23 protein-coding genes and 1 tRNA gene are annotated in these 23,900 nt (G+C 66.3%); 2 read left to right on the plus strand and 22 right to left on the minus strand.

Annotated features, from left to right (window positions below):
* Positions 1-83: 83 nt before the first annotated feature.
* The 20 genes from FCE95_RS07710 to aspS all read right to left on the minus strand — a co-directional run bounded on the left by FCE95_RS07710 (position 84) and on the right by aspS (position 17,601).
* On the minus strand, positions 84-1,352 hold the full coding sequence (locus tag FCE95_RS07710; protein WP_137266344.1) for a tyrosine-type recombinase/integrase: 1,269 nt from the start codon (positions 1,350-1,352) through the stop codon (positions 84-86).
* A 177-nt stretch (positions 1,353-1,529) separates the two neighbouring features.
* Positions 1,530-1,605: transfer RNA gene (locus tag FCE95_RS07715), tRNA-Lys, on the minus strand.
* 101 nt (positions 1,606-1,706) lie between these two features.
* A complete protein-coding gene (gene queC / locus FCE95_RS07720) occupies positions 1,707-2,405 on the minus strand; it encodes a 7-cyano-7-deazaguanine synthase QueC (protein ID WP_137266345.1) in 699 nt (232 codons plus the stop codon).
* A gap of 119 nt (positions 2,406-2,524) precedes the next feature.
* Positions 2,525-3,205, minus strand: coding sequence for a 7-carboxy-7-deazaguanine synthase QueE (gene queE / locus FCE95_RS07725; RefSeq protein WP_137266346.1), 681 nt, complete (start codon positions 3,203-3,205; stop codon positions 2,525-2,527).
* Positions 3,206-3,352: 147 nt separating this feature from the next.
* On the minus strand, positions 3,353-4,147 hold the full coding sequence (gene ybgF, locus FCE95_RS07730; protein ID WP_137266496.1) for a tol-pal system protein YbgF: 795 nt from the start codon (positions 4,145-4,147) through the stop codon (positions 3,353-3,355).
* 31 nt (positions 4,148-4,178) lie between these two features.
* On the minus strand, positions 4,179-4,694 hold the full coding sequence (gene pal, locus FCE95_RS07735) for a peptidoglycan-associated lipoprotein Pal (protein ID WP_137266347.1): 516 nt from the start codon (positions 4,692-4,694) through the stop codon (positions 4,179-4,181).
* Positions 4,695-4,738: 44 nt separating this feature from the next.
* On the minus strand, positions 4,739-6,049 hold the full coding sequence (gene tolB, locus FCE95_RS07740; protein WP_137266348.1) for a Tol-Pal system beta propeller repeat protein TolB: 1,311 nt from the start codon (positions 6,047-6,049) through the stop codon (positions 4,739-4,741).
* A gap of 117 nt (positions 6,050-6,166) precedes the next feature.
* Complete coding sequence (gene tolA / locus FCE95_RS07745; RefSeq protein WP_223266813.1) at positions 6,167-7,129, minus strand: cell envelope integrity protein TolA; 963 nt, start codon at positions 7,127-7,129, stop codon at positions 6,167-6,169.
* The gene (locus tag FCE95_RS07750) at positions 7,126-7,569 is read right to left on the minus strand and encodes an ExbD/TolR family protein (RefSeq protein WP_137266349.1); all 444 of its coding nucleotides are present in this window, start codon (positions 7,567-7,569) and stop codon (positions 7,126-7,128) included. The genes tolA and FCE95_RS07750 overlap by 4 nt, the downstream gene beginning before the upstream one ends.
* A 93-nt stretch (positions 7,570-7,662) precedes the next feature.
* A complete protein-coding gene (gene tolQ / locus FCE95_RS07755) occupies positions 7,663-8,445 on the minus strand; it encodes a protein TolQ (protein ID WP_137266350.1) in 783 nt (260 codons plus the stop codon).
* A 4-nt stretch (positions 8,446-8,449) separates the two neighbouring features.
* Positions 8,450-8,863, minus strand: coding sequence for a tol-pal system-associated acyl-CoA thioesterase (gene ybgC, locus FCE95_RS07760; RefSeq protein ID WP_137266351.1), 414 nt, complete (start codon positions 8,861-8,863; stop codon positions 8,450-8,452).
* A 67-nt stretch (positions 8,864-8,930) separates the two neighbouring features.
* Positions 8,931-9,980: a Holliday junction branch migration DNA helicase RuvB gene (gene ruvB / locus FCE95_RS07765; RefSeq protein ID WP_137266352.1), complete on the minus strand. Its 1,050-nt coding sequence runs from the start codon at positions 9,978-9,980 to the stop codon at positions 8,931-8,933.
* Positions 9,981-10,030: 50 nt separating this feature from the next.
* Positions 10,031-10,480, minus strand: a complete 450-nt coding sequence (locus tag FCE95_RS07770) for a cupin domain-containing protein (RefSeq protein WP_137266353.1) — start codon at positions 10,478-10,480, stop codon at positions 10,031-10,033.
* A 131-nt stretch (positions 10,481-10,611) separates the two neighbouring features.
* A complete protein-coding gene (locus FCE95_RS07775; protein ID WP_137266354.1) occupies positions 10,612-12,522 on the minus strand; it encodes a potassium transporter Kup in 1,911 nt (636 codons plus the stop codon).
* 38 nt (positions 12,523-12,560) lie between these two features.
* Positions 12,561-13,151, minus strand: a complete 591-nt coding sequence (gene ruvA, locus FCE95_RS07780) for a Holliday junction branch migration protein RuvA (RefSeq protein WP_137266355.1) — start codon at positions 13,149-13,151, stop codon at positions 12,561-12,563.
* A gap of 130 nt (positions 13,152-13,281) precedes the next feature.
* On the minus strand, positions 13,282-13,815 hold the full coding sequence (ruvC, locus tag FCE95_RS07785) for a crossover junction endodeoxyribonuclease RuvC (RefSeq protein WP_137266356.1): 534 nt from the start codon (positions 13,813-13,815) through the stop codon (positions 13,282-13,284).
* Positions 13,816-13,823: 8 nt separating this feature from the next.
* Positions 13,824-14,552, minus strand: coding sequence for a YebC/PmpR family DNA-binding transcriptional regulator (locus FCE95_RS07790; RefSeq protein WP_137266357.1), 729 nt, complete (start codon positions 14,550-14,552; stop codon positions 13,824-13,826).
* A gap of 63 nt (positions 14,553-14,615) precedes the next feature.
* Entirely contained in the window at positions 14,616-15,233 is a 618-nt protein-coding gene (locus FCE95_RS07795) for an esterase/lipase family protein (RefSeq protein ID WP_137266358.1), read from the minus strand.
* 188 nt (positions 15,234-15,421) lie between these two features.
* A complete protein-coding gene (locus FCE95_RS07800; RefSeq protein ID WP_137266359.1) occupies positions 15,422-15,652 on the minus strand; it encodes a DUF6289 family protein in 231 nt (76 codons plus the stop codon).
* A 167-nt stretch (positions 15,653-15,819) separates the two neighbouring features.
* Positions 15,820-17,601 (minus strand): aspartate--tRNA ligase, encoded by a 1,782-nt coding sequence (gene aspS, locus FCE95_RS07805; RefSeq protein WP_137266360.1) that lies wholly within the window; start codon positions 17,599-17,601, stop codon positions 15,820-15,822.
* Between the two features lie 270 nt (positions 17,602-17,871).
* Here aspS and FCE95_RS07810 point away from each other — a divergent pair, with 270 nt between their 5' ends.
* Complete coding sequence (locus FCE95_RS07810; RefSeq protein WP_137266361.1) at positions 17,872-18,798, plus strand: DUF3011 domain-containing protein; 927 nt, start codon at positions 17,872-17,874, stop codon at positions 18,796-18,798.
* Between the two features lie 139 nt (positions 18,799-18,937).
* Here FCE95_RS07810 and FCE95_RS07815 read toward each other — a convergent pair whose 3' ends face one another.
* Both FCE95_RS07815 and FCE95_RS07820 read right to left on the minus strand, forming a co-directional pair.
* A complete protein-coding gene (locus FCE95_RS07815; RefSeq protein WP_137266362.1) occupies positions 18,938-19,243 on the minus strand; it encodes an FmdB family zinc ribbon protein in 306 nt (101 codons plus the stop codon).
* 66 nt (positions 19,244-19,309) lie between these two features.
* Entirely contained in the window at positions 19,310-21,244 is a 1,935-nt protein-coding gene (locus FCE95_RS07820; protein ID WP_137266363.1) for an ABC-F family ATP-binding cassette domain-containing protein, read from the minus strand.
* Between the two features lie 154 nt (positions 21,245-21,398).
* Here FCE95_RS07820 and FCE95_RS07825 point away from each other — a divergent pair, with 154 nt between their 5' ends.
* A complete protein-coding gene (locus FCE95_RS07825) occupies positions 21,399-23,822 on the plus strand; it encodes a TonB-dependent receptor plug domain-containing protein (protein ID WP_137266364.1) in 2,424 nt (807 codons plus the stop codon).
* The last annotated feature ends 78 nt before the right edge of the window (positions 23,823-23,900 follow it).

Genomic DNA, 23,900 nt, shown 5'->3' on the forward strand with positions numbered 1-23,900 from the left:
GCCCCTGGCCATCTTCGATTGAACCGCTTTGGTGGTATACCCGGTTAATTCTTCGAATTTCTTGATGGTCACATAGCGAATTGTCATGCGCGGACCTCACGAATGATCCCACTATGAATCGGTACAACTTTCCCAGTTTCCTGCCGCAGCGCATCCAAGTAGTCAGCCCACGCTTGCATCATCTTCGTACGCAGACCTAAGTGCTCGGCTTTGTTGTAGACGCCAGCCACTCCAGGCTCCTTATGCGACAACTGCCGCTCGATAGCGTCTTTGTCGAAACCGAGCTCGTTGAGCAACGTCGACGCCATATGACGGAAGCCGTGCCCAGTCATCGCATCCCTGTCATAGCCGATACGGCGCAACGCGGCGTTGATTGTGTTCTCGCTTATCGATCGCGTCGGACTGCGCTGCCCGGGAAATAGGTAGCGGCCGTGGCCCGTGAGCGGCTGAAGTTCGCGGAGTATGGATAGCGCCTGAGCCGAAAGCGGGACAATGTGAGGGGGTGTCCGCGGATTGTCTTTATCTGCCTTTTTCAGCTTCCGCCGATGCGCCGGTATTACCCAGCGCGCGCCTTCTGCGTGCTCAAGGTCGATCTCCGACCACTCCGCTGCCCGGATTTCGCCTGGCCGGGCGAACAGCAACGGAGCTAGCCGAAGGGCGCAGGCCACCGGGAAGGTGCCGCCAAAGGCCTCGATTGCCCGGAGGAGCTCACCTACCCGTCCGGGATCCGTGATCGTGGCGTAGTTGCGCTTTGCATGCGCCGGCAAGACGTCCCTCAAATCGTGAGCCGGATCCCTTGAGGCGCGCTCAGTGGCGATGGCATGCCGGAAAATCCGGCTCAACTCTTGCCGAAGCCTGTGAGCCTGGTCGGTATGTCCCTTCTTCACGAGCCGCATCAGGAGGGGTCTGATCTCTGCCACCCCCACGTCGGCTATAGGTGTCTTGCCTAGCCACGGGTAAGCGTGCACTACCAGCCGGGCCCGCTCCTTGAGGAATTGGCGGCGAGTCCAGTTGTGGGACCGCAGCTCCAGCCACTCTTCCGCGATCGCTTCGAAACTATTGGCGGCCGCTATCTTGGCTCTGGTCTTGGCCCCTTGCCGCTCGGCCGACGGGTCCTTGCCCGTACGCAGTACAGCGCGCGCTGCTTCGCGGCCACGGCGGGCTTCAGCCAAGGACACCTCGGGGAACACGCCGAGCGCCAGCAGCTTCTCCTTGCCGGCGAAGCGGTACTTCAACCGCCAATACCGGCCGACCTCTCGCACGTCGAGATACAAGCCGCCGCCATCGAAATGCTTGCCAGGCTTGGCAGCCTTGATCGCCAACGCGGTGAGTTTTCCGCCATCTCCGGCCACTCATACCCCCAGACAGGGCCCTCGCCGGCTCCATACCCCTGAAGGTACCCCCGGAATCAGACGGATTCAAGTGGGCCAGACCGGACTCTGACAAACCAGGTTCTGAATGTAAACCTAGGTTTACAAAGAGGTTTTTGAGATGGATCGGACTGAGTTGGACGCAAACAGCACAAGATTTGGTGGGTCGTGTTGGAATCGAACCAACGACCAGCGGATTAAAAGTCCGATGCTCTACCGACTGAGCTAACGACCCGGTCTTGCTTGCGAATTGATCGATGGGCCTATCGGGCGCATCGCGGCCGATGAGGCCGGGCCGCGTCGAGAGCGGCGGCCCGATATTCTAACCCAGCGCGGTCAGCCGACGTAATGCGTGGGATCGGCGACGCCCGCGGCGGCGAAGCCTTCGGCGCGCAGCCGGCAGGCGTCGCAGTGGCCGCAGGCCCTGCCCTGCTCGTCGGCCTGATAGCAGGAGACGGTCAAGCCGAAGTCCACGCCCAGGCGCAGGCCCTCGCGGACGATGTCGGCCTTGCTGAGGTATTGCAGCGGCGCCTGCACGCGCAGGCCGGCGCCTTCGACGCCCGCCTTGGTGGCCAGGTTGGCCAGGCGTTCGAAGGCTTCGACGAACTCCGGGCGGCAATCCGGATAGCCGGAATAGTCCACCGCGTTGACGCCGCAGTAGATGTCGCTGGCGCCCAGCACCTCGGCCCAGCCCAGCGCCACCGACAGCATGATGGTGTTGCGCGCCGGCACGTAGGTGACCGGAATCGCGTCCTTCGGCGCGCTTTGCCCGACCGGATGTCCGTCGGTATCCAACGGCACGTCGATGTCGTCGGTCAGGGCCGAGCCGCCGATCGCGCGCAGGTCGACGTTGACGGTCTTGTGCGCGACCGCGCCGAGCGCGGTCGCGATGCGCGCGGCGGCGTCCAGTTCGGAAGTATGGCGCTGGCCGTAGCGCACGCTCAGCGCGTGCACCGCATGCCCGCGCTCGCGCGCGATGGCCAGGACGACGGCGGAATCCATGCCCCCGGAAACGAGTACGACTGCGGGTTTCATCTTTTTCTCGCTTATCGAAAATGCTTTTGTGGGAGCGGCTTCAGCCGCGAGCTCTTCCCACACTTCGCCGACCGGATCGTAAAAGCTCGCGGCTGAAGCCGCTCCCACAAAAAGCAGTATCAACGGCCGGGCTCGTCGTTCCACAACAGCTTGTGCAACTGCATCTGGAACCGCACCGGCAGCCGGTCGGCGACGATCCAGTCCGCCAGCTCGGTCGGATCCAACTCGGTCTTGCTCGGCGAGAACAGCACGTCGCAGCGTTCGGCCAAGCGATGCTCGGCCAGCAACGCGCGCGCCCATTCGTAGTCGCCCCGCCCGCACAGCACGAACTTGACCTGGTCGCGCGCGGTCAGCAGCGGCAGGTTCTGCCACAGATTGCGGCCGACCTCGGCCGAGCCGGGCGTCTTGATGTCCAGCACCCGGCTCACGCGCGGATCGACCGCGGCGACGTCGATCGCGCCGGACGTCTCCAACGACACGATGTAGCCCGCGTCGCACAACCGCGACAGCAGGCCCAGGCAGCGTTTCTGCGCCAGCGGCTCGCCGCCGGTCACGCATACGTGGCGCACCCCTTGGCGCGCGACTTCTTCGAGGATCGCATCGATCGTCCGCCATTCGCCGCCGTGGAAGGCGTAGGCGGTGTCGCAGTATTGGCAGCGCAGCGGGCAGCCGGTAAGGCGCACGAATACGGTGGGCCAGCCGGCGTCGCGCGCCTCGCCCTGCAGCGACAGGAAGATCTCGGTGATCCGCAGCCGGTCCGCGGATGCGGCGGCCGCATCGGGGGCGGAAACGGCGTTCATGGGCGTTATTTTAGCGCCTGGAACCCGTCCAGGCCGGCTTTTCGTAGGATCGGCTTCTGCCGCGAGCTCTTTCTATGAAATCGTCGCGATGCCGCGATTTGAAGGAAAAGCTCGCGGCTGAAGCCGCTCCTACAAGAGCGAAAGCGGTCAGCGGACTTGCGAAATCTCGATCGCCCGCAAACGGGCGTCGGCGGCGCGGGCCGCGTCGGTGCCGGGGAACCGCTGGGTCACCTGCGTCAAGGTGCGTCCGGCCGCATCCATCTGCTTGAGGCCGTACTGCGACAAACCGACCTTGAGCAAGGCGCCCGGCGCCTTGTCGTGGGTCGGATAGCGGTCGAGCAAAGCTTGGAATTGCTCTTGCGCCAGCGCGTAGTTCTGGGTGACGTAATAGCTCTCGCCCAGCCAATACAGCGCGTTCGGCGCGTAGGCGCCGCTGGGATAGGCCTGCAGGAAATCGGAGAACAGGCGCGCCGAATCCACGTACTGGCCGGCTTTGAGCGCATCGAACGCGGCGTTGTACGCGGTGCGTTCGTCGGCGCCTTTGGCCAGGGCGCCTGCGTCGCCGCGCACGACCGGAGGCTTGTCGGCCGGCGCCGCCGGTTTGGCCGGTTTGGCGCTCGCCGCAGGCGGAGGCACGATGGTCGGATTGCTTCCGCCGCTTTCCACGCGGTTCAAGCGACCATCCAGATCGAGATACTGGCTGCGGTTGCTGGCTTTCTGCTGTTCCAACTGTTGCTGCAGTTCTTCGATCTGCGAGCGCAGGGTCTGCATCTCGCTCCTCAGCTGCGTGACCTGGTTCAAGAGGTCGACGTTGCCTTGGTTGTTGGAGGCCTGCTGCTCGAGCGCGGTCACGCGATCGGCCAGGCTGGCGCGTTGCGCGAATGCGGGCGCGGCGGCCACGAGGGCCGCCGCGAACGCGATGCTTGCGATGGAGACACGCATCATCGAACGTCTTCCGTTTACTGGGCGCTGCTTACTTAGCCGTGTAGACGATCTCGACGCGGCGGTTCTTGGCCCAGCAGTCCTCGCTGGATTCGGTGCAGGTCGGGCGCTCTTCGCCGTAGCTGACCACGGTGAGCTGGCTGCCCGAACCGCCGTTGGCCTGCAGTGCGGACGACACGGCGTTGCCGCGGCGCTCGCCCAGGCCCATGTTGTAGGCGCGGCTGCCGCGCTCGTCGGCGTTGCCTTCCAGAGTGATGCGCGAGGACGGACGGTCGCGCAAGTACTTGGCGTGGCAGGCCATCGCCGCCTGGAATTCCGGCTTCAGCGCGTCCTGGTCCAGATCGAAGTAGACGATGCGCTGGCGCAGGCAAGCGTCGGTGTCCAAATCGTTCGGGCCGTAGGCGCCGGCGGTGCCGGTGTCGGGCTGGGTCACGGCGCCGGTGTCGCCGGTCGGCGGCTGCGGCTGTTCCTTGACCTTCTTGGAGCAGCCGACGGCGGCGACGCAAACGAGCGCGGCGGTCAGCATGAGGCGGGTGGTGGTGTTCATCGTCGATCCTCGTCTTGCGGGGGTTGGAATTCTACTGCGGTGATTCAGCGCTTCTGCCGATACGGCGACCAGGCCGGCTCACGCACATCGCCATTGGCGACGGTCAGGCGGCTGCGCACGCGGCCGTCGGCGGAGACGGCGTACAGCACGCCGCGTCCGCCCTCTTTGGCCGCATACACGACCATGCTGGCGTTGGGGGCGAAGCTGGGCGATTCGTCCAGCGAGCCCGGGGACAGCGTGGTCCAGCGTGGCGAACCGAGGCTCCGGTCCATCAACGCGATACGGTAAACGTTTCCAGCGCCCTGCGCCACGGCGATCTTCTTGCCGTCGTAGGACACGGTGGCGCTGGCGTTGTAGCTGCCTTGGAAAGTGACCCGCGTGGCGCCGCCGCCGGAAGCCGAAGCCTGGTAGATCTGCGGCCGGCCGCCGCGGTCGGAAGTGAAGTAGATCGTGCCGCCGTCGGCGCTGAAGCTCGGCTCGGTGTCGATGCCGAATTGGTTGGTGATCTGGGTCAGCGCCTTGCTGCCCAGGTTCATCACGTAGATCTCGGGATTGCCGCTGCGCGACAGCATCAAGGCCAGGCGGTTGCCGTCGGGCGAGAAGCTGGGCGAGCCGTTGATGCCGCGGAAGCTGGCGACCAGTTCGCGCGCGCCGGTGGCGATGTCCTGGATGTAGACCGCCGAGTTGCCGCGCTCGAAACTCACATAAGCCAACTTGCGTCCGTCCGGACTCCAGGCCGGCGACAGCATCGGCTCGCTCGAACGCACCACGACCTGCGGGTTGTAGCCGTCCGAGTCGGCGACCATCAACGCGTAGCGGCTGCCTTTGCCGGTGCCGCTGGCGGTGATGTAGGCGATCCGGGTCCAGAACGCGCCGCGCACGCCGAGGATTTTTTCGTAGACGGCATCGGCGATCTGGTGGGCGACGTCGCGCATCGCGTTGCTGCGCGCGGTCAACGCGAAGCCGAGCAGGCGTTCTTGCTTGGCCACGTCGAACAATTCGTATTCGACCCGCGCGCTGCCGTCGCCGCCGGGCAGAATGCGGCCGACCACGATGTAGTCCTGCTTGAGCATCCGCCAGGTCGGATAGTTGATCTCGCTGCCGCGGCTGGGACGCTCGACGATGTCCTGCTCGGGCAGGCCGCGGAACTGGCCGGAACGGGCCAGATCGGCGCGGATCACCGCGGCGACGTCGGTTTCGCCCGCGCTGCCCTGGAACGGCACCACCACGATCGGCAGGGCCGAGGCGTTGCCGCCGACGATGTCGATTTCCAGCCCTTTCTCTTGCGCCGAGGCGATCAGGGGCAGCAAGAAGAGCGCGAACAGCGTAGCGAGCAGGTGCAGCGGTCGTTTCATCGGCGGTTCCATCGATTTCGGAGAGTCCGGGATCGAGCCGTGGCGGCCCGGGCTATTAAACAGCTTGTATGTGAAATTCATCTCAAAGATGAACGGGGGCCTGCTCGCACAGCGGATCTAGCGGTCCTGAGCCTCGAAATTGAGCGTCAGATTGCGCTGAAACACCGCTTCGAAGCCCGCATAAGGCAAAGGCTGCGCTTTCAGCACCGCCGCCTCGACCGAACGCCGGCCCAGCTCGTCGTAGGGACAGGACGGCGAGACCTGGACGTCCACCACCTCGCCGCCCGGCAGCTGGCGGATGTTCAAACGGCAGCGCTGGCCGAGCGGCACGGTATCGGGCCGGGTCCAGTTGCGCAGGATCGCTTCCTGCAGCGCGGCGGCGTATTTCGCCGCCAAATCGCTGTTCGCGCCTTCGTTGCCGGGCGGCGGACTGGCGCTGGGCGCGGCATCGGCATAGGACGATGCTTGCTGCGCGCGGCGGTCGGCGAGCTGCTTCAGACGCTGCTGGGCCAGATCCTCGTCGCGCTTGGCTTTGGCGATCTCGGCGCGGATCTTCTTCAATTCCTCTTCTTTCTGCTGCTGCGCCAAACGCTGTTTCTGCTCGGCTTCTTCCTGGCGCTGGCGCTCGGTCAGATCGATTTGCTCCTGGCGGCGCTTTTCCTCTTGTTCCTTCTCGCGCTGCTCCAGCGCGATCGCCTCGCGGTCGACGCGCTCCTGCTCGCGCGTATCGGGTTCGGGAACCTGTTCCTGCGCCTGTTGCTGCTGCGGCACCGGCGCGTCCTGCGGGCGCGGCTCGGGCTGCGGTTGCGGCGGCGGGTTCGTTTCTTCTTCGGCCGGTTGCGGAGGCGGCGTTACCTCTTCCGGCGGCACCGGTTCGGGACGCTGCGCCAGCACGCGTTTCATGCGCGCGGACAAGGCGTTCGGATCGATCAACTCGGCTTCCACGATCGGCCCCGCGGCCGACACCGGCGCGCTGACGCGCGTCCACCACAAACCGGCGAACATCAGCAGGAACAACAGCGCGTGCAAGACGATGGCATAGACCACCGCCAGCCTGTTGTCGGCGCGGGTTTCCCTCACTTCGCCGGCGCCTCGGTCGGGTTGCTCATCAACCCCGCGCGCGGCACGTTCGCCTTGGTCTGCAGGTCGGTGAGCACGGTATAGATGGTCTGGTACGGCGCGTTGCCGTCGCCGGCCACGAACACCGCCACCTTCGGGTTGTTGCGCACGTAGGCGCCGACCTTGGTCACCATCTCGGCCGAACTGACCGCCTGGTTCTTGGCGCCTTCGATGGTCAGGAACAGGTGGCCCTCGCGGTCGACGCTGACGATCACCGGATCCTTCTTCTCCTGGATCGACTTGGCGTTGGACTGCGGCAGCTGGATGTCCACGCCCAGGTTGAGCAGCGGCGCGGTGACCATGAAGATGATCAACAGCACCAGCATCACGTCGATGTAGGGCACGACGTTGATCTCGGCCTTGAGCTTGCGTTTGCGTTTGCGGCGGATGGCGACGGTCATGCGGTTTCGTCCTCGTGGCGCGCGCCGGCGCTGTGCTTGCGCGGGCGCGTCGCTGGCCCGTCGGACGTCAACGTCCGGCGGGCGCGGAAAGGGTCATTCGTCCAGGTGCGCCTGGCGCTGCAGGATCGAGGAGAACTCTTCGGCGAAGGCCTCGTAGCGCACGCCGATCCGCTCGACCTTGGTGGCGAAGCGGTTGTAGGCCCACACCGCTGGGATCGCCGCGAACAGGCCCATCGCGGTGGCGATCAGCGCTTCGGAAATGCCCGGCGCCACGGTGGCGATGGTCGCCTCCTTCACGTTGGCCAGGCCCTGGAACGAAATCATGATGCCCCACACGGTGCCGAACAGGCCCACGTACGGGCTGATCGAGCCGACGTTGGCCAGGAATTCCAGGTTGTGCTCCAGGCCGTCGAGTTCGCGCGAAGCGGTCGCGCGCATCGCGCGCTGCGCTCCTTCCAGCTGGATGCGGCTGTCGACGCCGCGGCGCTGGCGGATGCGGTTGAACTCGCGGAAGCCGCCCTCGAAGATCGCTTCCAGGCCGCCGATGTCGCGGTTGCGCTCGGACGCGCCGGCGTAGAGCTTGCTCAGCTCGGCGCCGGACCAGAAGCGTTCCTCGAACTTGATGGCCTCGTTCTCGGCCCGGTCCAGCACGCGCTTCTTGCGGAAGATGATCACCCAGGAGGCGATCGAGGCGAACAGCAGCAGCAGCATCACCAACTGCACGGGAATGCTGGCGTGCAATATCAACGTGAGGATGTTGAAGTGGTCGGCGGAAGCGGGCGCAACGGCCGCGGCGGCCTGGACCGCGGTGTTGGCGGCCTCCTCCGGCAAGGGTTCCGCCGTGGCGGCCTGCGTGGCGAGCAACATCGCGATCATCCGTTCACTCCGCAATCTTCGTTTCGTGGGATTTCAATTCTGCGTACAGCGCGTCGGGGATGGCGCGCGGACGGAAATCCGCCGCGCCCAGCGCCGCGACGCGCACCTGCGCATCCAGCAGCAGCGATCCGCCGCGGCGGATCGCCTGGTCCAGCACCAAGCTCGCGCGCCGGCATCCGCTCAGCGACACCGACACGTCCAGAACATCGTCCAAACGCGCGGGAGCGCGGAAATCGACCCGCATCGCCCGCACCGCGAACACCAGATCGTGCTCCGCGCGCAGCGTTTCCTGGCCGTGCCCGAGCGCGCGCATCCATTCGGTGCGCGCCCGCTCCAGGAACGCCAGGTATTGCGCGTGGTAGACCACGCCACCGGCGTCGGTATCTTCCCAATACACGCGTGTCGGCCAACTGAACATGGAGAAAACGCCCGGGAACTCGCAGAAACAGCCGCAATGATAGCGGCTGCGGACGCTGCGCCGAACCTCAGCCGACGTTTTCCGGCCCTTCGTCGGCCGCGAAAAGATCCGCGTTGGGGCGTTTGGGCTTGAGCCCGAGGTGGCGATACGCCTTGTGCGTGGCCATCCGGCCGCGCGCGGTGCGGACCAGGAAACCCTGCTGGATCAGATACGGTTCGATCACGTCTTCCAGCGTGCCGCGCTCCTCGCTCAGCGCCGCGGCCAGCGATTCGACGCCGACCGGGCCGCCGTCGAAGTTGTCGATGATCAAGTTGAGCAGGCGCCGGTCGAGCTCGTCGAAGCCTTCCGGATCGACCTTCAGCATCTGCATCGCCGCCTGTGCCACCGCGTGGTCGATGTGCCCACCGGCGCGCACCTGGGCATAGTCGCGCACCCGCCGCAGCAGGCGGTTGGCGATGCGCGGGGTGCCGCGCGCGCGGCGCGCGATCTCGCCCGCGCCTTCGGTCGCGCAATCGATGCCGAGGATCTTGGCCGAACGCCGCACGATCCGCGCCAGCTCCTCGGCGCTGTAGAACTCCAGCCGCTGCACGATGCCGAAGCGGTCGCGCAGCGGCGCGGTCAGCAGACCGGCGCGGGTGGTGGCGCCGATCAGGGTGAAGGGCGGCAGATCGAGCTTGATCGAACGCGCGGCCGGGCCTTCGCCGATCATGATGTCGATCTGGAAATCCTCCATCGCCGGATACAGCACTTCTTCGACCACCGGCGAGAGGCGATGGATCTCGTCGATGAACAGCACGTCGTGCGGTTGCAGATTGGTCAGCAGCGCGGCCAGGTCGCCGGCCTTCTCGATCACAGGCCCCGAGGTCACCCGCAGATTGACGCCGAGCTCGTTGGCGATGACGTGGCTCAGCGTGGTCTTGCCCAACCCCGGCGGCCCGAAGATCAGCACATGGTCGAGCGCCTCGCTGCGGTGCTTGGCCGCTTCGATGTAGATCGCCAACTGCTCGCGCACCGGCTGCTGGCCCAGGTATTCGTCCAGCCGCTTGGGGCGGATCGACGCCTCGATGGCGTCGTCTTCGCGGGTCGCGTCTGAGCCGATGATGCGCGGGTCGTTCATGCGGCTATGTTCGCACGAGACGGCGCGGCGCGGCTCCCGCGGCCGCCGGCTCAGGCGAAGTGCACGTCGTAGCGCTCCTGCATCTCGGCCAGGGCGCGTTCGTCCAGCTCGCCGCGCAGGATGCTCGGCAGGCTGCGGAAATAGCCGAACCGGTCCACGCCGGGCACCAGGGTCACCAGCACGTCGGCCGTTTTCCCGGCCGCAGCGCGGAACGCGTGCACGACGCCGGGCGGGACGACCGCATATCCGCCTTCGTCGATGCGGACGGTTTCGCCTTCGATGTCCATCTCCAGCGTGCCCTCCAGCACGTAGAAGGCTTCGCTCGATTTCTTGTGCAGATGCCGTTTGGCGCCGGCCGCGCCCGCTTCCAGGCGCAGCCGGTTGGCGCCCAGCGCGCCGCAGCAATCGCTGGCGTCGGCCAGCAGCCACAGGCGGCTGCCGTCGCCGGCCAGGATTTCGGCGTCTCTCGCCTGGATCACGAAGGCCCGATTAGCGGTCATGGAAGAAACCTCGCGCGATGGATATGGACGCGAGTGTAGGAACGCAGGCGCCGCAAACCGCCGCCGCGGATGGAACGATCCTTCTCGGCCGTGCCGACGGATCGCTGCCCGCCCGGCGCCGAACGGATGCGTCAGATCTCGACCTGCGCGCCGAGCTCGACCAGCCGATTGCCCGGAATCCGGAAGAACCCGGTCGCCGGCGCAGCATTGCGGTGCATGAAGGCGAACAGCTTGTCGCGCCAGATCGGCATCCCGCGGTGGCGGCTGGCGACCACGGTTTCGCGACTGGCGAAATAAGTGGTGTCCATCGGATCGAAATAGATGCCGCCGGCGTCGCAGCTGCGCATCAGCGCCAGCGGCACGTCGGGCGATTCGATGAAGCCGTAGCGGATCAGGACGCGGTAGAAATCGTCGCCGATCGGCTCGATCTTCAGGCGCTTGTTCGCCGGCGCGATCGGCACCGTCAGCGTCTCCACGGTCAGGAACACGTTGCGCTCGTGCAGCACCTTGTTGTGCTTCAGATTGTGCAGCAGCGCATGCGGCACCACGCCCGGATCGGCGGTGAGGAAGACGGCGGTGCCGGGCACGCGCGCCGGGGGCGCCAGCATCAGGCCCGGCAGGAAGCTGTCCAGCTGGATGCCTTCCTTGCGCACTTCCTCGTGCAGCAGTTCGCGCCCGCGGCGCCAAGTGCGAAGCAGAGTGAACACCAACAGGCCCAGCAGCACCGGGAACCACGCGCCGTCGAGGAACTTGGCGCCGTTGGCGAACACGAAGCCGGCGTCGACGATGAAGAACACCACGCACAGCGGCAGCACGATCGTGCGCCACTTCGGCCACAACGCGCGCGCCACCAGCGCCAGCAGCAGCGTGTCGATCAACATCGTCGCCGACACCGAGATGCCGTAAGCGGTGGCCAGCGCGGTCGAGCTGCGGAACATCAGTACCACCACCAGCACCGCGATCATCAGCACCCAATTGATGTAGGGCACGTAGATCTGGCCGATGGTCTCGCGCGAGGTGTGCTTGATCTGCATCCGCGGGATGTAGCCCAGCTGCATCGCCTGCCGCGCCACCGAATAGGCGCCGGTGATCACCGCCTGCGAGGCGATCACCGCGGCCATCGTGGCCAGCACGATCATCGGATACAGCGCCCACGACGGCACCGCTTCGAAAAACGGATTGACCACCGCGTCCGGATGCTTGAGTACGAACGCGCCCTGGCCCAAATAGTTCAGCATCAGGCAGGGCAGCACCATGATGTACCAGGCGTAGCGGATGGGCCTGGCGCCGAAATGGCCCATGTCGGCATACAGCGCCTCGCCGCCGGTCACCGCCAGCACCACCACGCCCAGGATCAGCACCGAATGCGAACCGTGCTGGAGGAAGAAGCGCGCGCCCCACAGCGGATTCAGCGCCTTCAGCACTTCCGGCGCGTCGACGATGTTGTGGATGCCGATCGCGGCCAGGGCCAGAAACCAGAGCGAAGTGATCGGCCCGAACACCTTGCCGACTTTTTCCGTGCCGAAGCGCTGCGCGACGAACACGGCGATCAGGATCACGACGGTGATCGGCACGATGAAGCGGTGCAGGCCCGGCGCGGCGACTTCCAGGCCTTCCACCGCGCCAAGCACCGAGATCGCCGGCGTGATCACGCTGTCGCCGAAGAACAGCGAGGCGCCGAAGATGCCCAGGATGCCGACCACGTAGGCCGAGCGCCCGCCCTTGGCGAGCGTGCGCTGGGCCAGCGTCATCAACGCCATGATCCCGCCCTCGCCTTCGTTGTCGGCGCGCATGATGATGGTCACGTACTTCACCGTCACCACGATCATCAGCGCCCAGAACACCAGCGACAGGATGCCGAGCACGGTGTCGTGGTTGCCGGTCAAGCCGAAATGAGGGGAGAACGCTTCCTTCAGCGTGTACAGCGGACTGGTGCCGATGTCGCCGAACACCACCCCGATCGCGCCCACCACCAGCGCCGGCAAGCCGGGCTTGCCGTGGCCGTGATGGTCGTGCGAATTGCCGTTGCGTGAGGTGGCCATGGGCTTCCTGTCGCGTCCGCGCGGCGGACCGTGCGGAGTCAACGAAGCGCGGACTGTAGCGCTTTGCGGATGATGGTTTCGGCAGCGTCGCCGTCGGCGGCCGCGACTTTAGCCATGCGCTGCGCTTCGGCGGGCTTGTAGCCGAGCTGCTGCAAGGCCACGATCGCTTCGGAAAGCGGATCCGCCGGCCCCTTGCCGGCCGCGATCGGCGACGCGCCGCCCAGCAGGTCCGCGGCGCGGTCGCGCAATTCCACGACCATGCGTTCGGCGGTCTTCTTGCCGATGCCCGGGATCCGCGTCAGCGCGGTCACGTCGCCCGTCTGCACCAGCCGCGCGAACTCGTCCACCGACACGCCCGACAGCACCGCCAGCGCGATCTTGGCCCCGATGCCGCTCACCCGCTGCACGTCGCGGAACAGGCGTCGCTCGGATTCGCTGAGGAAGCCGTACAGCGACACGCTGTCTTCCTTCTGCGCGTAATGGGTGAACAGCGACACCTCGCGGCCGGCCTCGGGCAAGTCGTAGAAAGTGCTCATCGGCGCTTCCAGCTCGTAGCCGACGCCGTGCACGTCCACCACCAGCCAAGGCGGTTGCTTGTGGAGCAGGATTCCTTTCAGACGTCCGATCATGCGTCGCGCCTTGCGTTGAGTAGCCCGGGTAAGCGCAGCGCACCCGGGGTCACGTCGCGACGCCGTCCCGGGTGCGCTGCGCTTACCCGGGCTACGGTCCGCCTCCGCGGGAATGGCGGCTTGAAAGCGCTCATTTCCGGCTCCAAGCCTCGCGCACGTTCACGCCCAGGCGCTTCGCGCTCGCCCGCACGTGCGCATGCGTGATCGCCACCGCCAGCGCGTCGGCCGCGTCGGCCTGCAATTTGCCTTTCAAATTCAGCATGACGCCGACCATGTGCTGCACCTGGACCTTGTCCGCGCCGCCCTTGCCCACCAGCGCCAGTTTGATCTCCTTGGCGGCGTATTCGTGCACCGGCAGGTCGCGCATCACCACCGCGCACAAGGCCGCGCCGCGGGCCTGGCCGAGTTTCAGCGCGGAATCCGGATTGCGGGCCATGAAGACCTGCTCGATCGCGACCTCGTCGGGCCGATGGGCGTCGATTATCCCGGACAAGCCTTCGAGCAATAGCTTCAACCGGCGCGGGAAGTCGGTTTTGGCGGCGGGATCGGCCAGCAGGTCCAGCGGTCCGTGGAAGACGTGCGTGGTCTTGCCGGCGCCGTCCACGTCGATGATGCCCACGCCGGTCCGCTGCGAACCGGGATCGATGCCGAGGATGCGGGTCACGTCGCCGGCTATGCGTACGCGTCTTCGCCGAGATCGGCGTTGCTGTACACGTTCTGCACGTCGTCCATGTCCTCCAACCAGGCCAGCAACTTGGCGACTTGCTGCGCGGTTTCGCCTTCGACGGCGATGTCGTTGTCGGCGCGCATCGTCACTTCGGCCAGATCGGGCTTCAGGCCCGCCTTTTCCATCGCCGACTTCACTTCGGCGAAATTCTCGGGCGCGATCAGCACTTCGATGGAACCGTCGTCGGGATAGGCGACCACGTCGTCGGCGCCGGCTTCGATCGCGGCTTCGGTGATCTTGTCCTCGTCGCCGGCCGCGAACGCCAGCACGCCGAGCTTCTTGAACATGAAGGCGACCGAACCGTCGGTGCCGAGGTTGCCGCCGAATTTGCCGAACGCATGGCGCACGTCGGCGACGGTGCGGACTTTGTTGTCGGTCAAGCAGTCGACGATCACCGCCACGCCGCCCGGCGCATAGCCTTCGTAGCGGATCTCTTCGTATTCCACGCCTTCCAGCTCGCCGGTGGCCTTCTTCACGGCGCGTTCGATCACGTCCTTGGACATGTTGGCCGACAAGGCCTTGTCGATCGCGCTGCGCAGGCGCGGATTGGCGGCCGGATCGCCGCCGCCGGCGCGGGCGGAAACGGAAATCTCGCGGATGATCTTGGTGAAGATCTTGCCGCGGCGGGCGTCCTCGGCGTTCTTGCGGGCCTCGATGGACGGTCCTCTACCCATGGAAATTCCGGATCCGGCGGTGGAAAGTCGCGATTTTACTCGATCCGCCCGGTCCGCCGCGGATCAACGCCGGAACCGCCCCTCGCGCAGGAATTCGGCCGCATGCCGCGCCGCGTCCGCGGAAAACAACAGGCCGCTGTGGCCGGCCTCGACTAGGACATGGTCGGCCAGCGCGGGGCTGCGGGTTTCCTCCACCGAAACCGTGCCGTCGTGCTCGCCGTCGAAATGGGCGAAGAAATTGCCCAGGCCGTGCGGCAGCCGGCCCGCCACCATGCCCACCCGGAACCGCTCGGGCCACACCGCGCAGCCTTCCTGCAGCAACGGCGCGCTCCGCCCCAGCATCAAGCCGGCGACCGGCACGTGCGCCAGTCCGGCGGCGGCGGCGCTGCCGCACAAAGGCACGCCCAGGCAGACCACGCGTTCCACCGGCAGATCAGGATGCGCGGCCAGCGCTTGCAGCGCGATCAACCCGCCCAGGCTGTGGGCCACGACATGCGTCGGCCCGCCGGCGCGAAGCTGTTCGGCCAATTGCGGCACCGCCGAATCGGGACCGCCGACGACGCTGTGGTAGCCGAAAGTTTCCGGCGCGAAACCTTCCGCTTTCAGCCGCGACGCGAACCATTGCATGGTCGGCGCGACCATCCAGATGCCGTGCAGCAGGACAACGCGGTCGGTCGCCATTCGTTCTTTCCGGGCCTCGCTAACGATCTGCGATCATGAAGGAAAGCCCGCGCTTTGTAGAGTCGAGCCTGCTCGACTGCTCTTCGTTCCGGCAATGCAATGACCGGACAGAAAAGCAGTCGAGCAGGCTCGACTCTACAAAATCGGCGGAAACGCGGCGGACGGGGTCGCCGTCCGCCGCGCGGCGATCAGCAATCGTGCAAGGTCAAACCCGTCGGCGCGCCGGCATTGCCCCAGGTCTGGATGCTGCCGTCACATTCGATGCGGCCGCCGCCGACCGGATTGCCGCTGCTGTCGTAACGCGTCCATTCGGCCCATTCCTCGCCGAGGATCGGCCAGCGCGCCGATGCGGTGCCGGCGACGAACAGCAACAGGAAAACCGCTGCGGCGATGCGCAGGATTCGGTTCGTACGTTCCATGTTCCACTCCTTTGGCTAGTCTTCCCCCTGCAAGGGCAAGGCTAGCGCCGATATCGGAGCGGCGCGTTGGGGTGCGTCACGTTTTTCGCGTAGCCCGGGTAAGCGCAGCGCACCCGGGCCGTCGTCGCGACGCGGTCCCGGGTGCGCTGCGCTTACCCGGGCTGCGTTTACGCCGCGGGCTTCTCTCGGACGGAGATATGCACTTCGGCCAATTGCTTGTCCGGCACCGGCGACGGCGCACCGGTCATCAGGCATTGCGCAGTGGTGGTCTTGGGGAACGCGATCACGTCGCGGATCGATTCGGTGCCGGCCATCAGCGCGGCGATGCGGTCGATGCCGAAAGCGATGCCGCCGTGCGGCGGGGCGCCGTACTTCAGCGCGTCCAGCAGGAAGCCGAATTTGCCCTGCGCCTCTTCCGCGCCGATGCCGAGCAGGTCGAACACCGCGCTCTGCATCGACGAGCGATGGATGCGGATCGAACCGCCGCCGATCTCGTTGCCGTTCAGCACCATGTCGTAGCCGCGCGACACCGCGGTCTTGGCGTTGGCGCGCAAGTCCGCCTCGTCGTCGACGGCGGGCGCGGTGAACGGGTGATGCAAGGCGACGTAACGGCCTTCTTCCTCGTCCCATTCGAACATCGGGAAATCGGTGACCCACAGCGGCGCCCAGCCTTCGGCGACCAGGCCCAGGTCCTTGCCCAATTTCAGCCGCAGCGCGCCCATGAAATCCGACGCGGTCTTGTAGGTGGCCGCGCCGAAGAACAGCAGATCGCCGGTCTGCGCGCCGGTCGCCTGCAGGATCGCGGCGAGCGTCGCGTCGTCCAGGAACTTGGCGATCGGCGAATTGACGCCATCGCGCCCCTTCGCCGCGTCTTCCACCTTCAGCCACGCCAGGCCCTTGGCGCCGTACTTGGCGGCGTGCGCGGCGTAGTCGTCGATCTGCTTGCGCGACAGCGTCGCGCCGCCCGGCGCGCGCAGCGCGACCACGCGGCCGTCTTCGTGGTTCGCCCAATCCGCGAATACCTTGAACTCCGAGGTTTTCACCAACGCGGCGACGTCGACCAGCTCCAGCGCGATGCGCAGATCCGGCTTGTCCGAACCGTAACGGCGCATGGCTTCTTCGTAAGTCATGCGCGGGAACGGGCTCGCCAGTTCGACTTGCATCACTTCGCGGAACACGTCGCGCATCATGCCTTCGACGGCGTCCTGCACGATCTTTTCGTCGACCCAGGCGAATTCCATGTCGAGCTGGGTGAATTCCAGCTGGCGGTCGGCGCGCAGGGCCTCGTCGCGGAAGCAGCGCGCGATCTGGTAGTAGCGGTCGAAGCCGGCCATCATCAGGATCTGCTTGAACAGCTGCGGCGACTGCGGCAAGGCGTAGAACTCGCCCGGATGCATCCGCGCCGGAACCAGGAAGTCGCGCGCGCCCTCGGGCGTGGCTTTGGTGAGGATCGGCGTTTCGATGTCCTGGAAGCCGCGCGCGTCCAACCATCGGCGCAGCGCCTGCACCAGCTTGATGCGGGTACGCATCATCCGCTGCATGTCCGGCGTACGCAGATCCAGGTAGCGGTACTTGAGCCGAATGTCTTCGCCCGGATTTTCGTGCGCGTGGAACGGCAGCGGCTCGGCTTTGTTCAACAGCTCGATCTGGGTCGCCACGACTTCGACGCGGCCGGTCTTGATCTTCTCGTTCACCGATTGGCGCTTGCGCACCACGCCGGTGACGCGCAGGCAGTCTTCGTAACCCACGTGCGCGGCGGCGGCGATCACTTCGGCATTGCCGGCGGTGTCGGCGTCGGGTTCGGCGACGACCTGGACGATGCCTTCGTGGTCGCGCAGATCGATGAAGCACAGGCCGCCGAGGTTGCGGGCGACGTCGGCCCAGCCGCACAAGGTGACGGTCTGGCCGATCAGCGCCTCGTCGACGAGGCCGCAGTAATGGGTACGCATTAGGAACTCCGGAGCGGGCCGGCCCGCATGAGCGGCCGGCCGGTGGGGCCCGGCGGCAGGGCCGGAACACGCGATTTTAACGGTTCCGGCGCCTTACTTGGCGACTTGGGCGGCCGCTGAACGGGGAGATCGCAGGCGGCGTCGAGTTCAGCGGTCGTTTTAAACACCAAACCGATCTTGTGGGAGGGGCTTCAGCCCCACAGCAACCCGCCGAAAAGCGTCGGGGCTGAAGCCCCTACCAATCCAACACCACCGCTAGAGGATTTCGCTATGAAAAGGCTGCTCGATTGCGCACTGCTCGCCTTCGGCCTGTCGCTGCTGGCGGTACCGGTGCACGCCCAGATGCAACAACGCGCCTATGCGCCGGAAAACCTGCGCACCCTGCCCTACAACGACCAAGTCCGGGTGATCAGCCTGGAATACCAGGAGCAATCGCGCGGCCGCCGCATTCCGGACGACCAACTGCGCTTCTATCTGGACCAGGTCAACCGTTCCAACTGGACCTTCAGCCGGATCAAGCAAGACATCTCCCAATCGCTGGGCCACAACAACGGCGGACCGCAACCGCCCTATCCCGGCAACGGCCAACGGATCCGCTGCGAAAGCGTCAACAACCGATCCCAGACTTGCCCCACGCCCTGGCGCGGAGACTCCAGACTGGTCCGGCAGTTGTCGGGCACGGCTTGCGAGGAAGGCCGTACTTGGCAATCGCAGCGCGGCCAAGTCTATGTGGGCGGCGGTTGCCGCGCCGAGTTCGAAGAAGCGCCGTACGATCCGGGCCACGGCATCGGCGGCAGCATCCGCTGCGAAAGCACCAACGGCCGTCCGAATACCTGCCGCACGCCGTGGGCGGGTCCTTCGCGTCTGGTGCGCCAGATCTCCGGATCGGCTTGCGACGAAGGCCGCACCTGGTTTTCGCAGCGCGGACAGGTCTCCGTCAGCGGCGGTTGCCGCGCCGAATTCGCCCCCGGCCGCGGCGGCGGTGGCGGCGGCAATCCGAATTACAGCGTCACCTGTTCCAGCGTAAAGATGCGCCCGACGACTTGCGCCTGGGATTCGCGCAACGGCCGGCCCTATCTGCAACAGCAATTGTCGGGCAGCGCCTGCGTCGAGGGCCGCACCTGGGGCTACGACGGCAACCGCGCCATCTGGGTCAACGGCGGCTGCAGCGGCCGGTTCGCTTCGAGCTGGCGTTGATCGTGCCAAGCGGAGCGGGTTCGCCCCGCTCCGCTTGGGCGGCTTTTAGCCGCGAGCTTTTCGAGTAGGTCGCGACATCTGGGAAAAGCTCGCGGCTAAAGCCGCTCCCACAAGCCGCTCTTATAAATGCAGCCCGCACTTACGCCGCGGGCTTGTCCGCAGGCTTCGCATCGCTCTTGGGCGCGGCCTCGGCTTTCTTCTCCGCGGCGGCCGGCTTGCTGGCGCCCTCGCCCCCTTCAGCCAGGTTGCGCTTCTTGTCGCCGCCTTTCTTGAAGTCGGTTTCGTACCAGCCGCTGCCCGACAAACGGAACGAAGGCGCGGTCACCTGGCGACCGACCGCGTGCGCGCCGCAGTTCGGGCACGTGTCGGGGTCGGGATCCGAGAGTTTCTGCAAGCGGTCGAATTCGTAACCGCATTCGGCGCAGCGGAAGGCGTAGATCGGCATGGCGGGTCGTGTCGCTATCGTTGCTGAGAGGATTCTGGGGCCGGCGGCGGCCGTTTCCAAGGCGGATCAGGCCGCGTTCGCCTCGTAGAGCTGGAGCAGTTCGGCCTCGGCGGCTTGCAAGGCGTCGTGCAGTTCGCCTTGGCGGCGGCCCAAGTCGGCGGCGCGCGCGCCGCCGTCGGCATAGGCGAGCGGATCGGCCAGCGCGCTTTCGATGCCGGCCAATTCGGTTTCCAACTCGGCCACGCGCGCTTCGGCCTTGGCCAATTTGTGCGGATTGACCTTGGCGGTTTTCGGTTTCGGCGCGGGCGACGGAGCCGTTGCTGCGGCCGCCGCGACCGGCCCCGCCAGCGTATCCGCCGCCGGACGCGCGCGCAGCCAGGCGGCGTATTCGTCCAGATCGCCGTCGAAGGGTTCGACCTTGCCGTCGGCGACCCGCCAGAACGTGTCGCTGACCAGGCCGATCAAATGCCGGTCGTGCGACACCAGCACGATGGCGCCGTCGAAATCGCTGAGCGCCTCGGCCAGCGCTTCGCGCATGTCCAGGTCGAGGTGGTTGGTCGGTTCGTCGAGCAGCAGCACGTTCGGCTGGCGCCAGGCGATCAGCGCCAGCGCCAGGCGCGCGCGCTCGCCGCCGGAGAAGCCGTCGATGCTCTCGAAGGCGCGGTCGCCGGGGAAGTTCCACTTGCCCAGGAAATCGCGGAACGATTGCGTCGCCAGGTTCGGCGACAGTTCGCGCAGATGGTCGATGGGCGAAGTGCCTTTCTTCAGCGATTCGACCGTGTGCTGGGCGAAATAGCCGATGCGCAGATCGGGGTGCGCGTAACGCTCGCCGGACAACGGCGGCAGTTCGCCGACCAGCGTCTTCACCAGCGTCGACTTGCCGGCGCCGTTCGCGCCGAGCAGGCCGATGCGGTCGCCTGCCTCCAGGCCGAAGCCGACGTTGTGGAGGATCGTGACGGACGAGGCTCTTGTGGGAGGGGCTTCAGCCCCGACAAGGTTCGCCGCGCCGTCTGTCGGGGCTGAAGCCCCTCCCACATAACCGCAATCGGCATGATTCAGCCGCAGCAACGCATGCGGCAGCTTCAGCGGCTCGGGGAAATCGATCCGCAGTTCGCGCTCGGCGCGCACCGCCTCGGTGCCGGCCAGCTTGGCCAAGCGCTTCATCCGCGACTGCGCCTGCTTGGCCTTGCTGGCCTTGGCCTTGAAGCGGTCGATGAAGCTCTGCAGATGCGCGCGCTCGGCCTGTTCCTTCTCGAACGCAATCTGCTGCTGGCGCAATTGTTCCGCGCGCTGTCGCTCGAACGCGGTGTAGTCGCCCACGTACAGCTTGGCCTTGCCTTCGTGCAGATGCAGGGTGTGGGTGCTGACGTTGTCCAGGAATTCGCGGTCGTGGCTGATCAGCAGCAGCGTGCCGGGATATTTCAGCAGCCACTGCTCCAGCCAGAGCACCGCGTCCAAGTCCAAATGGTTGGTGGGCTCGTCGAGCAGCAGCAGGTCCGATGGCGTCATCAGCGCGCGCGCCAAGTTCAGGCGCACGCGCCAGCCGCCCGAGAACGTGCTCACCGCGCGCGAATGGGTTTCCGCCGGAAAACCCAGGCCATGCAGCAATTTGCCGGCGCGCGCCGTGGCGTCGTAGCCGTTGACCTCTTCCAAGCGGTGATGCGCCTCGGCGACGGCTTCCCAATCCTCGGCCGCGAACGCATTGGCTTCGGCGTGCAGCGCCGCGTGCACGTCGGCGTCCCCGGACAGCACGAAGTCGATCGCGGGATCGGGCAGCGACGGCATTTCCTGGGCGATGCTGGCGATGCGAACGCGATTGGGCACGTCCAGATCGCCGCGGTCGGGCTCCAGTTCGTTGCGGATGGCGGCGAACAGCGAGGACTTGCCGGTGCCGTTGCGGCCGACCACGCCAACGCGCCAGCCTGCGTGCAGGGCCAGGTCGACATCGGACAGCAGCAGGCGTTCGCCGCGCCTTAGGGCGAAATTTCGGAAGGAAATCATGAGGCGCGAATTCTACCGAAGCGGCCGCGGCTGCGCCGGACGCATATATGCGACGGGCATCTCCTCATGCCGATACAGCAATTGACATGATTGTTAAAACGATGTTAAAGCGAATATAGCCGTACTCCATTTCCCCCGAGAGGAGTTCCCGTCCATGCCGTATCGCTCCGCTTTCGACCGTTCCCGCCGTCCGCTCGTCCTCGCCGTGCTTAGCGCGCTCGCGATTCCCGCCTTCGCCCAGCAACCCCCCGCCCCCACACCTGCCGATGCCGTCAGGACGCTCGACAACGTCGTCGTCACCGGCACGCGCGTCGCCGACCGCACCGTGGCCGAATCGCTGGCGCCGATAGACGTGATCACGCCCGAGACGCTGCAATCGACCGGTACCTCCGAACTCGCCTCGGCCTTGGCGCGCGCCCTGCCCTCGCTGAATTTTCCGCGGCCGGCGATCACCGACGGCACCGACGCGATCAAGCCGGCGCAGCTGCGCGGCCTGGCGCCCGATCAGGTGCTGGTGCTGGTGAACGGCAAGCGCCGCCACACCACCGCGCTGATCAACCTCAACGGCAGCCAGGGCCGCGGCTCTTCGCCGGTGGACATCAACGCGATTCCGATCGCCGCCGTCGAGCGCGTGGAAGTGCTGCGCGACGGCGCTTCGGCGCAATACGGTTCGGATGCGATCGCCGGCGTGATCAACATCGTGCTCAAGGGCGGCGCCGGCGGCGGCATCGAAGCCAAGTACGGGCAAATGTCCGCCGGCGACGGCGCGCAGACCCAGCTGATCGGCGACGGCGGCTTCAATTTCGCAGGCGACCGCGGCCAAGTGCATCTGGCCGCGCAAGCCCTGCACAACGAACAGACCGACCGCGCGCAGCCCGTGGATCTGAGCGCGGTGCCGCTGCCCAATCCGGTGCCGCCGCTGGGCAAGGTGGTGCAGCGCTACGGCGATCCGAAAGTGAGCCAGGGCGCGATATCGGTCAACGGCGAGTTCGCCTTCACCGACGACATCACCGCCTATGGCTTTGCGATGGCCAGCAACCGCGACGCCCTGTCCAACGGCTTCTTCCGCGCCGCCAACGACAGCCGCAACAATCCGGCCATCTATCCGAACGGCTTCCTGCCGCAGATCCACAACCTGGCGCAGGACCGCTCGGCCGTGTTCGGCGTGCGCGGCCAGTTCGCCGGCGGCTGGGACTGGGACGTGAGCTACAACTACGGCTACAACCACCTGTCGTTCAACATCGAGCACACCTTGAACCGCAGCCTGGGCAACAGCTCGCCGACGCAGTTCTACGCCGGCGCGCTGGAAGTCACTCAGAACGTGTTCAACGCCGACCTCAGCAAGCCGTTCGACGTCGACTGGCTGGCCGGGCCGCTGACTTTCGCGGTCGGCGCCGAATACCGGCGCGAGAAGTTCAACGAAAGTCCAGGCGAACTCGGCTCCTACGTCGACGGCGACGGGCCGGTGAACACGCCGCCCGGCGCGCAGGTCTTTCCCGGCTTCAAGCCGAGCGACGCCGGCCATTACGACCGCCACAGTTCGTCGGTCTACGTAGACCTCGAAGCCGACATCACCGAGAAGCTCTCGGCCGGCATCGCCGGGCGCTACGAGAAATACAGCGACTTCGGCAACACCACGTCCGGCAAGCTCTCGGCGCGCTACGCGTTCACCGATGCGGTGGCCTTGCGCGCCACGGTATCGACCGGCTTCCGCGCGCCGTCGCTGCAGCAGCAGTTCTTCCAGTCCACCGCAACCAACTTCATCGGCGGCGCGCCGTTCGACGTGCGCACTTTCGCGGTGACCGATCCGGTGGCGATCGCGCTCGGCGCCGAACCGCTGAAGGCGGAAGAATCGACCAACTACGGCTTAGGACTGGTGCTGCAACCGGCCGACGGCCTGTACATCACCATCGACGCCTACCAGATCAAGATCGACGACCGCATCATCCTGTCCGAGAACCTGATCGGCGCCGCGGTCACCAACTTCCTGGCCGCGCGCGGCATCACCGGCGTCACCGGCGGCCGCTACTTCACCAATGCGGTCGACACCAAGACCCAAGGCGTGGATCTGGTCGGCACTTATCGCTGGAAGCTGAGCGGCGGCAATCTCGATTTCACCGCCGGCTACAACTACAACAAGACCGAGATCGAGAAGATCGCGCCGAATCCGCCGGAGCTGACCTCGGGCGGCTTGAACCTCAACCGCATCGGCCGCGTCGAACAGGGCCGCATCACGAAAGGCGCGCCGCGCGACAAGACCTTCCTCGGCGGCGTCTGGAACAGCGACCATTGGAACTTCAGCGTCGGCGCCACCCGCTACGGCGAATTCACCGTACTGTTCGATCCGGCCTCGGCCAACCGCGACCAGACTTTCGGCGCGAAGTGGACTCTGGATCTGGCCGCGACCTACAAGCGCAACGGCTGGGAATACACGATCGGCGGCGACAACGTGCTCGACGAATATCCGGACGAGATCATTCCGCCCAACACCACCGGCGGCCAGATCCCGTACAGCGCGGCTTCGCCGTTCGGCTTCAACGGCGCATTCGTGTACGGCAAGGTCGGGTATAAGTGGTGAATGGCCGACATCGAGTCGCAGCTCAGCTTCGAGCCCTCTCCCGCTTGCGGGAGAGGGTTGGGTGAGGGCAAGCACGTC

Source organism: Luteimonas gilva (genome assembly GCF_005239095.1).
Taxonomy (GTDB): Bacteria; Pseudomonadota; Gammaproteobacteria; order Xanthomonadales; family Xanthomonadaceae; genus Luteimonas_C; species Luteimonas_C gilva.

Coding starts and splice junctions, on each gene's coding strand:
- ruvA (WP_137266355.1), bottom strand. CDS start 13,151: ATGATCGGACGTCTGAAAGGAATCCTGCTCCACAAGCAACCGCCTTGG.
- FCE95_RS07825 (WP_137266364.1), top strand. CDS start 21,399: ATGCCGTATCGCTCCGCTTTCGACCGTTCCCGCCGTCCGCTCGTCCTC.
- pal (WP_137266347.1), bottom strand. CDS start 4,694: ATGAACACCACCACCCGCCTCATGCTGACCGCCGCGCTCGTTTGCGTC.
- FCE95_RS07775 (WP_137266354.1), bottom strand. CDS start 12,522: ATGGCCACCTCACGCAACGGCAATTCGCACGACCATCACGGCCACGGC.
- aspS (WP_137266360.1), bottom strand. CDS start 17,601: ATGCGTACCCATTACTGCGGCCTCGTCGACGAGGCGCTGATCGGCCAG.
- queE (WP_137266346.1), bottom strand. CDS start 3,205: ATGAACGCCGTTTCCGCCCCCGATGCGGCCGCCGCATCCGCGGACCGG.
- queC (WP_137266345.1), bottom strand. CDS start 2,405: ATGAAACCCGCAGTCGTACTCGTTTCCGGGGGCATGGATTCCGCCGTC.
- FCE95_RS07750 (WP_137266349.1), bottom strand. CDS start 7,569: ATGACCGTCGCCATCCGCCGCAAACGCAAACGCAAGCTCAAGGCCGAG.
- FCE95_RS07795 (WP_137266358.1), bottom strand. CDS start 15,233: ATGGCGACCGACCGCGTTGTCCTGCTGCACGGCATCTGGATGGTCGCG.
- FCE95_RS07810 (WP_137266361.1), top strand. CDS start 17,872: ATGAAAAGGCTGCTCGATTGCGCACTGCTCGCCTTCGGCCTGTCGCTG.
- FCE95_RS07790 (WP_137266357.1), bottom strand. CDS start 14,552: ATGGGTAGAGGACCGTCCATCGAGGCCCGCAAGAACGCCGAGGACGCC.
- tolB (WP_137266348.1), bottom strand. CDS start 6,049: ATGAAACGACCGCTGCACCTGCTCGCTACGCTGTTCGCGCTCTTCTTG.
- ybgF (WP_137266496.1), bottom strand. CDS start 4,147: ATGCGTGTCTCCATCGCAAGCATCGCGTTCGCGGCGGCCCTCGTGGCC.
- FCE95_RS07820 (WP_137266363.1), bottom strand. CDS start 21,244: ATGATTTCCTTCCGAAATTTCGCCCTAAGGCGCGGCGAACGCCTGCTG.
- FCE95_RS07770 (WP_137266353.1), bottom strand. CDS start 10,480: ATGACCGCTAATCGGGCCTTCGTGATCCAGGCGAGAGACGCCGAAATC.
- FCE95_RS07800 (WP_137266359.1), bottom strand. CDS start 15,652: ATGGAACGTACGAACCGAATCCTGCGCATCGCCGCAGCGGTTTTCCTG.
- ybgC (WP_137266351.1), bottom strand. CDS start 8,863: ATGTTCAGTTGGCCGACACGCGTGTATTGGGAAGATACCGACGCCGGT.
- FCE95_RS07815 (WP_137266362.1), bottom strand. CDS start 19,243: ATGCCGATCTACGCCTTCCGCTGCGCCGAATGCGGTTACGAATTCGAC.
- ruvB (WP_137266352.1), bottom strand. CDS start 9,980: ATGAACGACCCGCGCATCATCGGCTCAGACGCGACCCGCGAAGACGAC.
- tolQ (WP_137266350.1), bottom strand. CDS start 8,445: ATGATCGCGATGTTGCTCGCCACGCAGGCCGCCACGGCGGAACCCTTG.